Below are 12039 nucleotides of genomic sequence, written 5' to 3'. Positions count from 1 at the left end.
GCGCGCATCGTCGCGGCCCCGGCCGAGGCCGGCATGGCGGAGGATGAGGGAGTGCCCGATGCAGTCGAGGTCATTGCCGTCCCAGCAACCAGTTGGCGACGCCCTGCAGCCGCAGCGCGCCGAGCGCACCGCCGCTGCCCACCACGGGCGCGGCGATGTCGGCCAGTTCCTCGCGGCGCGCCTGGGTCAGCTGCGAAGCGCGGTCGGCGAAGGCGATCACCGCCGCCTGCTCCTGCGGACGCAGCGGCTGCGCCGGCGCATGGGCGCCGTCGACCTGCACGCGCGGTGCGGGCGCAGTGGCAGGGGCGTGGATGACCATCGTCCTGGCGACCATGTCGCCCAGGCGGCGGCCCCAGGGGTCGAAGAAGCCCGCCACCAGGCCGGTGGCGTAGCCGAAGGGCAGGAAATCCACGGTACGCAGCAGGTTGCGCACGATCGACGCCAGCCAGCCCACCGGCGCGCCGTCGTCGGAGATCACGCGCAGCGACATCACCCGCTTGCCCGGGGTCTGGCCGTCCCAGAGCACCTCGAACAGGATCGGGTAGGCCCAGAAAATCACGAAGTAGGCGATCAGGTAGACGCCGGCGCCAACGCGGTCGAGCATGGCGGCGACGATGCTGACCACGAACAGCAGGGAGAAGCGGACGGCGCTGTCGATCAGCCAAGCCAGGGCGCGCGGCACGGGACCGGCAGCGGGCAGCCGCAGTGCGACGCCTTCGGGGGTGTAGACCTCGCGCACCGTGTCGAGGCTGCGCATGGCGTGTTCGCTCATGCGGCGCGGCTCCGCGCCATGGGCCACGCCACGCACCACGCGTGCGGCCCCATCGTGCCCGCGTCCCTCGTTCCCACCGCTCCGGATCCCGTCGTCTCTGTTCGCATGCGGGGCCTACTCTACCGTGACGCTGCGCAAATTACGCCCCCGGATCGCCGCGATCCGGCACACTGGCCACCCGCCCGCGGACGACCCGCCCCGATGGACTGCCGACCCGGCTGCGGCGCCTGCTGCATCGCGCCCTCGATCGCCTCGCCCATCCCCGGCATGCCGCACGGCAAACCGGCGGGCATGCCCTGCGTGCAATTGGACGATGCCCTGTGCTGCCGGCTGTTCGGCCAGCCCGAACGCCCCGCGTTCTGCGCCTCGCTGCGCCCGGCCGCGGACATGTGCGGCGCCTCGCGCGACGAAGCCATCGACCTGCTGTCGATGCTGGAGATCGCGACGCGGCCGTGAGCGATGCGCGCATAAGTCAAAACGGGGTCAGGTTCACTTTCGCAAAAAGTGAACCTGACCCCGTTTTGACGGGTGATGCACGTCAGAGCGGCCTGCGCTTCTCGTCGCGCAGCCCGGCGATCAGCGCGGTGCCGTCGGAGGCGACGCGCAGCTCGGCGTAGCGAGCGGGCTCGTAACGCTTCGCCTGGCCTTCGGGAAAGAACCAGCTGTTGCCGGCGATGACGATCTGGAACCACTTGCGCACCCGGAATTGCAGCGCGATCTCGCCCTCGGCGAGCCGCTGCGGCGCGTCCTGGATGCGGACGAAGCGGCCGACGCCGTCGCGATCCGGCACGACGACGACGTAACCATCGCTGCAACCCTTCGAGCCGCAGGAATCATCCATGTTCCAGAGCGCTGTCGCATTACTGCCGCTACGGCGCTCGGGATGCTGCGCATCTCGAATCGCCTCGTCCACCGCGAAACGCAGCACCATGTAGTCGCCCTGCATCAGCGAACGCGGGTCGACCGGCGCCAGTTCCAGCAGCACCACGCGGCCTTCCGACAGCGTGCGCTCGTGGCCGCGGATGCCGAGGTTGGCCACGACCAGCGCCAGCAGCAGGCCGCCCCAGAGCAGGAGGTTGCGCCAGTGCGTCATGCCGCCTCCTTCCGCGCGAAGCGCGCGTGCGCCCAGCGCACCCCCAGCACGGCGACGCCCGCAGCCGCGAGCCAGCCGGATTTCTCCAGCAGGGTCAGCTGCAGGTGGTAGTAGTAATCGAACAGATAGGCCGCCGTGCCGAGCAATCCCATCGCCAGCAGCGCGGGCCGGTACAGCGCGAAACCGATCAGCGCGATGGTCACGCCGATCGACACGCCCGGCGCGCGCCACACCAGCAGTGCGAAACCGGCTGCGAAACCCAGCGCGATCAGGCGGCCTCGCGCATCGAGCGCAGGCTGTCGCGACACCAGCCAGTGTGCGCACAGCGGCAGCAGCGGGACGATCAGAACATCCGCGACCAGCAACAGGTCGTTCGACGTCTCGACCCGACCGGAAAAGATGCCGGTCGCGCGCGCGACGAACCAGGTCGAGAACAGCAGCACGAGCGCCAGCGCCCAGGCCAGCGGCGGCAGGGCCACCGCCAGACGATCATGGCCGGTACTGCGCCACCATGCGGCGAACATCGCCCAGGCCAGCAGCGGGATCGCGAAGTACTTCGACGCGGCGTCGTCGACGAGACAGAGGGCGAGCAGGGCCACCGCGACGATGACGCCGCAGAGGAAGCGATGCATGGGCAGCCGGCCGAGCGCGTACATCACCGCAGCTACCGCGCCGATGCCCAGCCAGACCAGTCGCCAGTGATCGTCGCTGCCCGGGCGCTCGCCCCACTCGACGAAGGCCATCCCGATCAGCAGTTGCCCCACCAAGCTGGTGGCGATCGCGAACTGCTCGATGAAGTCGCGGCCGCGCGCCACGCGCAGCAGCATCCACGCGACTGTGCAACAAGCGGCGCCCATCGGGAAGGCCAGCGCCGGAGCGCGATACAGATCGTCGAACAAGGTGAGGAAGAAGCCGAAGAAGAACAGCGCCGCGATCCAGGCCGACACGCCGATCAGCGCGGCGAGATACCACGGCGTGTCGTCGGCGATGTCCGGCGCGTCGCCGGAGACCGCACCGGCCTGCGTCAATCGCTGCCAAAGCGCCTGCGTGCGTGCGTCGAGGCTCATGCGGCCTCCTCGCGCGCCAGGCGGCGCAGCACGAACGCGGCGGCGGTGGCCTGGACAAGCACCGCCATGGCCAGCGCGAGCATCTCGAAGGCAGTCTCCTTGCCGCTGAACACGAATTCCGCCAGTGCGCTGGTCACCACCGCGATCACGCCCAGCATCAGCATCGCCAGCACCGGCAGGTCGCGGCGCGGGTGCAGGAAACACAGGCCCGCGACCAGGGTCATCGCCAGCCAGCACAGCAAGCCGACATGCAGCCCACGATCGCGACCGAAGATGTCGTCCATCGCCGCGAACGACAGCGATGCGATCATCGCGAATGCCAGCAGGCGGCGGCCGATGTGACCGGAGAATTCGGGCCAGCGCGTGCCGGCGAGTTCCCAGGCCAGGAGAAGCAGTGCGTTGAGCAGGCCGAGGGCGACATCCTGGGACAGGTGGCCGGCGACATCCAGCCACAGCGTCAGCGCCACGTTGAGCAGCAGCGCCCAGGTCAGCCACAGCGCCGCATGCCGACCAGCGAGCACCCAGGGCAGCGACAGCGCGGCCCACAGCGCGAACAGCTCCCAGGTGTCGGCGCCGGTCTGGTAGGTCTGGCCGATCAGCGCGAGCAGGCCGCCCAGCAGCACCATCGCCAGCCACAGCACCGCCTGCCCGGCGAGTCGCGACAGCCCCAGCCTTGCGGCGCCGATCACCGCCGCCACCAGCAGCGCCTGCAGGCCGTAGAGGCGCAGGAACTTGCCCATCTCGTCCCAGTTGGCGGCGATGAAGCAGATCGCGCCGGCCGCGAGCAGGGCAACGCCGAGCCACAGCCCCAATAGGTCGAGGAAACCACGCCACTGCGCCGCAGACGGATCGCCACCGAGCGCCGCGTGCGCGCGTGCCGAGGTCGCGGCGTCGATCGCAGCGGCACGTCGCCAGCCGCGCAGCAGCGACCGCGTCGCCGCTTCGTCCCGCCATCCTGCCGCGTCGTGCATGGCGTCTCCGTGCCGGTCAGGCCGGCGGGTTGGCGGATATCGCGTCGAGGTACTGGCCCTTGAGTCGCACGTAATGCCCGGCCGAGTAGTACAGCGCCTCGATCTCGGCCTCGCTGAGCTTGCGCGCGCACTTGGCCGGGCTGCCCAGCCACATCTCGCCCTCGCCGACCACCTTGCCCGGCGGCACCAGCGCGCCGGCGCCGACGAAGGCATGCTTCTTCACCACCGCGCCGTCGAGGACGATCGCGCCCATGCCGATGAGCACCGCGTCCTCGATGGTGCAGGCGTGGATGATCGCCTTGTGGCCGATGGTGACGTCGCTGCCGATGCGCGTGGCGAAACCGCCGAGCTTGGCGTGCGGGCCGTCGTGGCTGACGTGGACGATGGTGCCGTCCTGGAGGTTGGTGCGCGCGCCGATGCGGATGAAGTTCACGTCGCCGCGGATGACGGTGGCGGGCCAGACCGAGCTGTCGTCGCCGATCTCGACGTCGCCGATGACCGTGGCGGCCGGGTCGATGTAGACGCCGCTGCCGAGCCGGGGCCACTGGCCGAGGTAGGGGCGGGTGGGGGGATGGGGGCTGTGGGCATCGTTCATGCGGGCATTGAACCATGCGACCGGCGCGGGACGCACGGCGCCGGACCTCCCGAGGCTCGCCCCCGAGGCAAGTCGCGGAAAACGCGACGCCCGGTCGCCTGCCGCGCCACGGAATGCCACTACACTTCGGCGTATGGACGCCCAGACCACCGCCGCCACGCCCACCGACCTCACGCCCGCCGACATCAGGCCCGCCGAACTGCAGCCCACCCTCGACCGCCTGCGCGCCGCCTGGCGTGCCAGCAAGCCGGACCACGCCCAGCGCATGGCCGACCTGGAGCGGCTGAAGACCGTGTTCCGCAGGCGCATGACCGAGATGGAGGCCGCGGTGCGCGCCGACTTCGGCCACCGCTCCGAGCATGAGACCCTCCTCGCCGACGGCATGACCGTGCTCACCGAGATCGACCACCTGCGCCACCACCTGCGGCGCTGGATGAAGCCGCGACGCGGCCGCGTGGGCTGGCGGCTGTGGCCGGCGCGCGCGCAGATCCGCCGCGAGGCCCTGGGCGTGGTCGGCGTGATGTCGCCGTGGAACTACCCGGTCAACCTCGCCCTCGTGCCGCTGGCGACCGCGATCGCCGCCGGCAACCACGTCTACCTCAAGCCGTCCGAACATACGCCGCGCACCAGCGCCTTCCTGCAGTCGCTGCTGGCCGAGGTCTTCCCCGCCGACCGCGTCGCGGTCGCCGTGGGCGGCGCGGACATCGGCGCGGCCTTCGCGGGCCTGCCCTTCGACCACCTGCTGTTCACCGGCTCCACCGCCGTGGGCCGCAAGGTGATGGCCGCCGCCGCGCCGAACCTGACGCCGCTGACGCTCGAACTCGGCGGCAAGTCGCCGGCGATCGTGGCTGCGGATTTCCCGATCGAACAGGCCGCTGCGCGCTTGGCCAGCGGCAAGTGGTTCAACGGCGGCCAGACCTGCATCGCCCCGGATTACGTGCTGATCGATGCCGGGCGCCGCGACGCGCTGGTCGCCGCGCTGCGCGAACAGGTCCATGCGCGCTACGGCGCGGACATGCGCGATGCGCCGCATTTCACCCGGGTCATCAACGAAGGCCAGTACCGCCGCCTGCGCGCCCATCTCGACGACGCCCGCGCGCGCGGCCTGCAGGTCATCGCGCTGGCCGAGGTCGACGAGGCGCGCGCCGAGGCCGAGCACCTGCTGCCACCGACCCTGGTGCTGGACCCCGGTGACGACGCGACCGTGATGCAGGAGGAGATCTTCGGGCCGATCCTGCCGATCCGCGGCTACGCCGCGCTCGACGATGCGATCGCGCATGTCGAGCGCCACGACCGGCCGCTGGCGCTGTATCCCTTCAGCCACGACAGTTACACCGTCGAGCGCATCCTCGGCCGGCTGGTCGCCGGCGGCGTCACCGTCAACGACACCCTGCTGCATTTCGCGGCCAGCGACCTGCCGTTCGGCGGCATCGGCCCCAGCGGCATGGGCCAATACCACGGCGAAGCCGGCTTCGACACCTTCACCAAGGCGATGCCGGTGCTGTGGCAGGCCCGCTGGAGCGCCACCGACATGCTCAAGCCGCCCTACACCGGGCGGATCGACGCGCTGGTGCGCAAGCTGACGCGCTGACACGCCGCGCAGACCCACCCTCGACTTCCACAACGGACACAAGGATTTGCCGATGCCCCGTCGCACGCTCGCCCTCACAGCCGTCGTCGCCACCGCGCTGGCCGCGCTCTGCGCGCAGGCGGCGCCCTCGAAACCCGCCAAGCTGCGCAGCTGGCTCACCGGCAACGCTGCGGATTCGGCACGCCAGCCGGTCGGCGGTCCCGCGCTGCTGCTGATGGGCGGCAGCACCGAGGTCGACGCCGCGTTCGCGCAGCGCGCGTTCCCGATCGCCAACGGCGGTGACATCGTGATCCTGCGCACCTCGGGCAAGGATGGCTACAACGACTACCTCTACACCCTCGTCAGCGGCCCGCTGAAGCCCGATTCTGTCGAAACCCTGCTCGTCGACACGCGCGACAAGGCCAACAGCGACTACGTGGACCGCGCGATCCGCCAGGCCGAACTGGTTTTCCTCGCCGGCGGCGACCAGTCGACCTACGTCAACGCCTGGCAGGGCACGCGCGTGCAGGACGCGCTGCACTTCGCGCACGCGCGCGGCGCGGTGATCGGCGGCACCTCGGCCGGCCTCGCCGTACTGGGCCAGCACGTCTACGACCCGGACGGCGTCGCGGGCGTGACCAGCGCGGAAGCGCTGGCCAATCCGTACCATCCGTACGTGATGCTGAGCACCGGCTTCCTGCGTTTCCCGATCCTCGACGGCGTGATCACCGACAGCCACTTCCGCGAACGCGACCGCATGGGGCGCACACTCGCCTTCATGGCGCGGCTGCGCCAGGACGGCCTCGCGCCGTCGATCACCGCCATCGCGATCGACGAACAGACCTCGCTGTTCATCGACCGCAACGGCCGCGGCACCGTCGACAGCAACCTCGGCGGCGCGACCTACGTGATCTCCGAACGCAGCGACACCGTGCGCGAGCAGGTCCAGCCCGGCCAGCCGCTGGTCTACCGCAACCTGCAGCGCGTGCGCCTGCGCGCCGGGCAGTGGTTCGACTTCGTCGCGCGCACCCACAACGGCGAGAGCACGACGCTGTCCGTCGACGGCCGCAACGCCGTGCCGTTCACGCCCGCCGACCCGTACTGAATCGGCACCGGCATCGCCTGCGACGCGTGCTCAGAGCATGCGCCGCAGCGCGTCGTCGCGACGGAACAGGTGGTGCCACAGCGCGCCCAGCGCATGCAGGGCGATCACGGCGTAGAAGGCGTTGCCCAGGGTTTCGTGCGCCTCCTCCAGCGCCTCGCCCGCGTCCTCGCCGAGGGCCAGCATCGGTGGCACCTCGATCGACGTGAACGGGATCGCCAGCGCGTGGCCCTCGGCCCACACCGAGAGCACGCCGAGCACCGGCTGCGCCACGACGAACAGCAGCAGCGCCAGCGCGACCAGCTTCGATAGCATCACGCTCCATGCAGGCGACGGCGGCGTCACCGGCGGTGTGCGCGTGAAGGCGCGCGACAGCAGGCGCGGCAGGAACAGGGCGAGCAGGGCCAACCCGGCGAAGACGTGCCAGTCCGGCCCGGCACGCTCGCCTTCCGCGATCTCCTCGGTCAGCTCGCTGGTGAGATAGGCCAGCAGGACGAGGCCCGCGCTGATCCAGTGGATCGCGCGCACGGGCCATGCGAATTTCGACGAACGGACGGCGGACATCTTCGGCTCCAGGCATGGGGGAGACACGAATGTCGCTGCGCATGCACATAGAGGAATTGATCGCGATCAATCCGCATCGCGAAATCGGCATGACCGATGGCAGGGTCCGCGGAACGATTCCCGACTGCGTGCGTAGCTGATTCCCGCTACACTCGCGCAATGAAAATCGCTTCCTGGAACGTCAATTCGCTCAACGTGCGCCTGCCGCACCTCGAACAGTGGCTGCAGGCCGCGCAGCCCGACGTGGTCGGCCTGCAGGAGACCAAGCTGGAGGACAACCGCTTCCCCGATGCGGTGCTCGCGGGCCTCGGCTATCGCAGCGTGTTCGCCGGACAGAAGACCTACAACGGCGTGGCCCTGCTCGCGCGCGGCCATGCGCTCGACGACGTCGTCATCGGCATCCCGGGTTTCGACGACGCGCAGCGTCGCGCCATCGCCGCCACCGTCAACGGCATCCGCATCGTCAACCTCTACGTGGTCAACGGCCAGGACGTCGGCACCGAGAAATACGACTACAAGCTGCGCTGGCTCGACGCCGTGCATGGCTGGATCGCCGACGAACTGTCGCGGCATCCACAGCTGGTGGTGATGGGCGACTTCAACATCGCGCCCGACGACCGCGACGTGCACGACCCGGCCGTGTGGAACGACGAGAGCATCCTCACCTCCACCGCCGAACGCGCCGCCCTGCAGCGGCTGTTGAACCTAGGTCTGCACGACGCCTATCGCCTGCATCACAGCGAAGGTGGTTTCTTCAGCTGGTGGGATTACCGCCAGGCCGGTTTCCGCCGCAACCTCGGCCTGCGCATCGACCTCAACCTGGTGTCCGATGCGTTGCGCGACAAGACCGTCGCCGCCGACATCGATCGCGAACCGCGCACCTGGGATCGTCCCAGCGACCATGCGCCGGCGTGGGTGCAGATCGCCTGAGTCAAGCCGTATCGGGTGCGCCTCGGCGCACCGGCTTTTCACGCCCCTGACGGCCCGCTTCGCGCGACACGCCCACCTTCAGGTACTACGTCGCCTCGCGACCCAGGCGCCTGCCAGCATCGAGATGCCGATCGCCAGCGCGAGATCGATCGCGAAATACACGGGATGGAAGGCATAGGTATCGCAGCTTGCGGGATGGCAATCGCCTCCGCAGCGATGGAACGCGAACGGCAGGCCGATCGAATGGAAACCATCGACGGCCGGCGCGCGCACCGTCAGCAGATGCGTCGCGGCGTTCAAGCCGACCCACAGCAAGAGCATCGCCAGGCACGTGAGGACCGACACGCGTCGCTGACGATGCGCCTCAGGTTGCGTCATTCCTTCGACGTGTCCGCCACCGGCCTGCTCCGCAGCGACGCGGCGATCAGGCCCAGTCCGCCGGCGAGCAGGCCGAGCATCATCAGCGTGTTGAACAGGCTGGTCGGGCGGAAATAGATCTGCAGGTTGGCGAGCACGCCGACGATGATGATGGTGAGGCCGGCGAGCAGCAGCAGCCAGCCGATCACCGACTTGGCGTTGAAGAAGATCAGCCCGGTGCCGAGCAGGAACGGGATCAGCGAGAGGCCGAAGCTGCTGTAACCGTAGAAACTCCAGAATCCGCCGGAGCTGACGTGGACCTGGTTGGTGAGCAGCCAGCCGCCCGCGACTGCGCAGACCAGGCCGATCAGGAACTGGGAAATGCCACCGGGCGTGCCGCCTGCGCCATTCATGGTGCGTCCTCGGGAAGATGAACGAATCGACGAGGGATCATAACGCGGCGCTGCGGTCGTGGCGGACAACCCGGCATGCGGATCCGGCGCGGATTTTGACCGGGGTCAGCGCGACGCGGCGGATCGGGTCTACACTGCGAACCGACACCGGACGGGAGCCAGGCATGCGTCGATCACGATCTTCCGGCAAGCGCGGCATCTCCTGGATCGCCGTGCTCGCGCTGCTGCTGCTCGGCGCCGCAACCTGGAGCTTCCTGCGCACGCCGGACGCGACGCCGTCAGCCGACGCGCCGGGCATCGCCGCGTCTGCGGAGATGGAAACCAATCCGCTGGCGCTGCCGCCGCCGATGGAGGCGAATACTCCGGCGACACCGGCCGCATCGCCCCGCTACCCGGATTTCCTGCCACCGGAAGCCATCGACACCCTGCAGCTGATCGCGCGCGGCGGCCCTTATCCCTATCGCCAGGACGACGGCGTGTTCGGCAACCGCGAACGCCGCCTGCCGCAGCAACCGCGCGGCTACTACCGCGAGTACACCGTCGAAACGCCAGGCTCGCCCGATCGCGGCGCGCGGCGCATCGTCGCCGGCGGCCAGCCGCCGGTCGAATACTTCTACACCGACGACCATTACCGCAGCTTCCGTCGCTTCACGCTGGACGGATCGGAGACGACACCGTGAACATTTCGGTCGAACTGGGCAGCCTGCTGGCCGATGCGGAACAGACCGGCGCGTATTTCGTCGATGCGCGCGACCGCGAGGCGCTGGTCGAAGCCGGACGTCTGCTGCGCTACACCGTCGCGCCGATCGACCTGCGCAACTGCGCCGACCTCGACGCCGTGCTGCGCGAGATCGCCGACGCGCTGCAGTTTCCCGACTGGTTCGGCGGCAATCTCGACGCGCTGGCCGACTGCCTGAACGATCTGTCCTGGCTGCCCTCGGGCGGCTATGTGGTGGTGCTCGAACACATCGGCGACTGGCGCGCGCGCGCGCCCGAGGAAGTCGACGATGTCGTCGACATCCTCAACGACGCCGCCGCGCGCTGGGCCGACGACCAGGTGCCGTTCTGGACCTTCCTGCCGCTGTCGCCACGCGAGTTGGAGGCGATGGACAGCGACACCGGCGAGGATTCATCGCCCGCGTAGCGGAAAAGCATCGCGACTTGCGTCGCTCCCACAGGAGAAAGACTGCTTGTGTGGGAGCGACGCAAGTCGCGACTGCCGGCCAGGCTCAGGCCGACGCAGCCTCATCGCCCGATCCGGCTGCGACACGCGCCGGCCGCGCATAACGCCACGCCACCAGCACCGCGCAGGCGAGCAGCACGGCGGCGATCAGGAAGGCGATGCCGGGCAGGCGCGTCGGTGCGTGCGGGCCGATGAAGAAACCGAACGAACCGGCGAACAGCGCCGGCGCGAAGATGCCGGCGAGCGACACCAGGCCGCTGAGCGCCCCCTGGATGCGGCCCTGCACATCGGCGCCGACCTGCTTGCTGATCAGCGACTGCGTCGCCGGTGCCGCGATCGCCCACAGCGCGCTGATCGGCAGGCCGACGAGGAACAGCCAGCCGACATCGGCGATGCCGTAGATCACGAAGCCGACCACGCCGCAGGACAGACCGAGCAGCATCGCGCGACGTTCGCCGAGCGCCTTCACCAGCCTGCCGACCAGCAGCGCGTTGACGATCACGCTGAGCACGCCGACGGCAGCCAGGACGTAGCCGGCCTGCTTCTCGCCCCAGCCGTAGCGCGCGTCGGCGAACAGCACGAAGGTGCTCGGATAGACGTAGTGCGCGAAGTTGGCGATGAACACCACCGCGACCAGGCCCCAGATCTGCGGGTACTCGCGCAGCATCTTCACGCCGCCCATCGGCTTGGCATGCGCCCAGTCGAAGCGCGGCGAACGACGTTCCTTCGGCAGCGACTCGGGCAGCACGAACAGGCCGTAGGCGAAGTTCAGCAGGGCCAGCCCGCCGGCGAACCAGAACGGCAGGCGGTGGTCGATGTCGCCGAGCACGCCGCCGAGCAGCGGGCCGAGGGTGAAGCCCAGGCCGAACGCGGCACCGATCATGCCGAAGCCCTTCGCGCGATTTTCCGGCGTGGTGACATCGGCGATGTAGGCGTTCGCGGTGGTGAAGCTGGCCGAGGTGATCGCCGAGACGATGCGGCCGACGAACAGCCAGGCGAGGTTCGGCGCCAGCGCCATCGCGATGAAATCGATGCCAAGGCCCAGGCAGGACAGCAGAATCACCGGACGCCGGCCGAAGCGGTCGGACAGCGCGCCCTGGATCGGCGAGCTGAAGAACTGCACCAGCGCGAACACCACGCTGAACGCGCCGACCCAGTAGGCGGCGGTCGACTCGTCGCCGCCGACGAAGGTCTGCACCAGATGCGGCAGCACCGGGATGATCACGCCGAACGCGAGCACGTCGATCAGCACGGTGATGAAGATGAAGACGAGCGCGGCCTGTCGGCGGCCGCCGGCGAGAGGGCTGTTCACGTGAGTGCGGGGAGGGAGAGCTGGAGCGCGAGTCTACCGCGACGCGCCCGCAGCCGACGCCATGCGCCGCGAGCGCATGCTCCGTGACGGACGCCTCATGTCGTCGTGGC

The 12039-nt window shown here is 69.6% G+C and carries 15 protein-coding genes; 6 read left to right on the top strand and 9 right to left on the bottom strand.

The annotated features are described in order from the left end of the window. Positions 1-70 precede the first annotated feature (70 nt). Positions 71-772, bottom strand: a complete 702-nt coding sequence (locus tag ACFQ0E_RS05115; RefSeq protein ID WP_386822603.1) for an RDD family protein — start codon at positions 770-772, stop codon at positions 71-73. 201 nt (positions 773-973) lie between these two features. Here ACFQ0E_RS05115 and ACFQ0E_RS05110 point away from each other — a divergent pair, with 201 nt between their 5' ends. Beyond that, positions 974-1228: a YkgJ family cysteine cluster protein gene (locus ACFQ0E_RS05110; protein WP_386822602.1), complete on the top strand. Its 255-nt coding sequence runs from the start codon at positions 974-976 to the stop codon at positions 1226-1228. An 82-nt stretch (positions 1229-1310) separates the two neighbouring features. On the opposite strand, the gene ACFQ0E_RS05105 is transcribed toward ACFQ0E_RS05110, so the two are convergent. From ACFQ0E_RS05105 to ACFQ0E_RS05090, 4 genes are read right to left on the bottom strand one after another with little or no spacing between them, the layout of a single operon-like run. After that, positions 1311-1865 carry a GDYXXLXY domain-containing protein gene (locus ACFQ0E_RS05105; RefSeq protein ID WP_386822601.1) on the bottom strand — a complete coding sequence of 185 codons (555 nt, stop codon included), beginning with the start codon at positions 1863-1865 and terminating at the stop codon, positions 1311-1313. Further along, positions 1862-2932: a DUF4401 domain-containing protein gene (locus ACFQ0E_RS05100; RefSeq protein WP_386822600.1), complete on the bottom strand. Its 1071-nt coding sequence runs from the start codon at positions 2930-2932 to the stop codon at positions 1862-1864. Before ACFQ0E_RS05100 ends, ACFQ0E_RS05105 begins: the two co-directional genes overlap by 4 nt. Then, the gene (locus ACFQ0E_RS05095; protein ID WP_386822599.1) at positions 2929-3903 is read right to left on the bottom strand and encodes a DUF2157 domain-containing protein; all 975 of its coding nucleotides are present in this window, start codon (positions 3901-3903) and stop codon (positions 2929-2931) included. Before ACFQ0E_RS05095 ends, ACFQ0E_RS05100 begins: the two co-directional genes overlap by 4 nt. Before the next feature lie 16 nt (positions 3904-3919). Next, positions 3920-4498: a gamma carbonic anhydrase family protein gene (locus ACFQ0E_RS05090; protein ID WP_386822598.1), complete on the bottom strand. Its 579-nt coding sequence runs from the start codon at positions 4496-4498 to the stop codon at positions 3920-3922. 133 nt (positions 4499-4631) lie between these two features. Here ACFQ0E_RS05090 and ACFQ0E_RS05085 point away from each other — a divergent pair, with 133 nt between their 5' ends. Together ACFQ0E_RS05085 and ACFQ0E_RS05080 are read left to right on the top strand one after the other, a co-directional pair. Then, positions 4632-6089 (top strand): coniferyl aldehyde dehydrogenase, encoded by a 1458-nt coding sequence (locus ACFQ0E_RS05085; RefSeq protein ID WP_386822597.1) that lies wholly within the window; start codon positions 4632-4634, stop codon positions 6087-6089. A 52-nt stretch (positions 6090-6141) separates the two neighbouring features. Then, positions 6142-7173 carry a cyanophycinase gene (locus ACFQ0E_RS05080; protein WP_386822596.1) on the top strand — a complete coding sequence of 344 codons (1032 nt, stop codon included), beginning with the start codon at positions 6142-6144 and terminating at the stop codon, positions 7171-7173. 30 nt (positions 7174-7203) lie between these two features. Here ACFQ0E_RS05080 and ACFQ0E_RS05075 read toward each other — a convergent pair whose 3' ends face one another. After that, positions 7204-7734, bottom strand: a complete 531-nt coding sequence (locus tag ACFQ0E_RS05075) for a cytochrome b (RefSeq protein ID WP_386822595.1) — start codon at positions 7732-7734, stop codon at positions 7204-7206. A 159-nt stretch (positions 7735-7893) separates the two neighbouring features. On the opposite strand from ACFQ0E_RS05075, the gene xth reads away from it, so the two are divergent. Beyond that, the gene (gene xth, locus ACFQ0E_RS05070) at positions 7894-8664 is read left to right on the top strand and encodes an exodeoxyribonuclease III (RefSeq protein ID WP_386822594.1); all 771 of its coding nucleotides are present in this window, start codon (positions 7894-7896) and stop codon (positions 8662-8664) included. A gap of 78 nt (positions 8665-8742) precedes the next feature. Here xth and ACFQ0E_RS05065 read toward each other — a convergent pair whose 3' ends face one another. Continuing rightward, positions 8743-9009 (bottom strand): hypothetical protein, encoded by a 267-nt coding sequence (locus ACFQ0E_RS05065; protein WP_386822593.1) that lies wholly within the window; start codon positions 9007-9009, stop codon positions 8743-8745. Positions 9010-9038: 29 nt separating this feature from the next. Continuing rightward, positions 9039-9434 (bottom strand): hypothetical protein, encoded by a 396-nt coding sequence (locus ACFQ0E_RS05060; protein WP_386822592.1) that lies wholly within the window; start codon positions 9432-9434, stop codon positions 9039-9041. Positions 9435-9598: 164 nt separating this feature from the next. Here ACFQ0E_RS05060 and ACFQ0E_RS05055 point away from each other — a divergent pair, with 164 nt between their 5' ends. Both ACFQ0E_RS05055 and ACFQ0E_RS05050 read left to right on the top strand, forming a co-directional pair. Then, positions 9599-10114 carry a ribonuclease domain-containing protein gene (locus ACFQ0E_RS05055; RefSeq protein ID WP_386822591.1) on the top strand — a complete coding sequence of 172 codons (516 nt, stop codon included), beginning with the start codon at positions 9599-9601 and terminating at the stop codon, positions 10112-10114. Beyond that, on the top strand, positions 10111-10578 hold the full coding sequence (locus ACFQ0E_RS05050) for a barstar family protein (RefSeq protein ID WP_386822590.1): 468 nt from the start codon (positions 10111-10113) through the stop codon (positions 10576-10578). Before ACFQ0E_RS05055 ends, ACFQ0E_RS05050 begins: the two co-directional genes overlap by 4 nt. An 85-nt stretch (positions 10579-10663) precedes the next feature. Here the strand turns inward: ACFQ0E_RS05050 and ACFQ0E_RS05045 are convergent, their stop codons facing one another. After that, positions 10664-11929, bottom strand: a complete 1266-nt coding sequence (locus tag ACFQ0E_RS05045; protein ID WP_386822589.1) for a TCR/Tet family MFS transporter — start codon at positions 11927-11929, stop codon at positions 10664-10666. Positions 11930-12039: the final 110 nt, after the last annotated feature.

It is taken from the genome of Lysobacter brunescens (assembly GCF_042677005.1).
Lineage (GTDB): Bacteria > Pseudomonadota > Gammaproteobacteria > Xanthomonadales > Xanthomonadaceae > Lysobacter_I > Lysobacter_I brunescens.
The sequence above is the reverse complement of the archived record's forward strand: the minus strand, read 5'-3'. Positions and strand labels throughout refer to the sequence as shown.

Excerpts from the sequence above, each read along its gene's own strand:
- ACFQ0E_RS05115 (WP_386822603.1), bottom strand. The coding sequence starts at position 772 with ATGAGCGAACACGCCATGCGCAGCCTCGACACGGTGCGCGAGGTCTAC.
- ACFQ0E_RS05110 (WP_386822602.1), top strand. The coding sequence starts at position 974 with ATGGACTGCCGACCCGGCTGCGGCGCCTGCTGCATCGCGCCCTCGATC.
- ACFQ0E_RS05105 (WP_386822601.1), bottom strand. The coding sequence starts at position 1,865 with ATGACGCACTGGCGCAACCTCCTGCTCTGGGGCGGCCTGCTGCTGGCG.
- ACFQ0E_RS05100 (WP_386822600.1), bottom strand. The coding sequence starts at position 2,932 with ATGAGCCTCGACGCACGCACGCAGGCGCTTTGGCAGCGATTGACGCAG.
- ACFQ0E_RS05095 (WP_386822599.1), bottom strand. The coding sequence starts at position 3,903 with ATGCACGACGCGGCAGGATGGCGGGACGAAGCGGCGACGCGGTCGCTG.
- ACFQ0E_RS05090 (WP_386822598.1), bottom strand. The coding sequence starts at position 4,498 with ATGAACGATGCCCACAGCCCCCATCCCCCCACCCGCCCCTACCTCGGC.
- ACFQ0E_RS05085 (WP_386822597.1), top strand. The coding sequence starts at position 4,632 with ATGGACGCCCAGACCACCGCCGCCACGCCCACCGACCTCACGCCCGCC.
- ACFQ0E_RS05080 (WP_386822596.1), top strand. The coding sequence starts at position 6,142 with ATGCCCCGTCGCACGCTCGCCCTCACAGCCGTCGTCGCCACCGCGCTG.
- ACFQ0E_RS05075 (WP_386822595.1), bottom strand. The coding sequence starts at position 7,734 with ATGTCCGCCGTCCGTTCGTCGAAATTCGCATGGCCCGTGCGCGCGATC.
- xth (WP_386822594.1), top strand. The coding sequence starts at position 7,894 with ATGAAAATCGCTTCCTGGAACGTCAATTCGCTCAACGTGCGCCTGCCG.
- ACFQ0E_RS05060 (WP_386822592.1), bottom strand. The coding sequence starts at position 9,434 with ATGAATGGCGCAGGCGGCACGCCCGGTGGCATTTCCCAGTTCCTGATC.
- ACFQ0E_RS05055 (WP_386822591.1), top strand. The coding sequence starts at position 9,599 with ATGCGTCGATCACGATCTTCCGGCAAGCGCGGCATCTCCTGGATCGCC.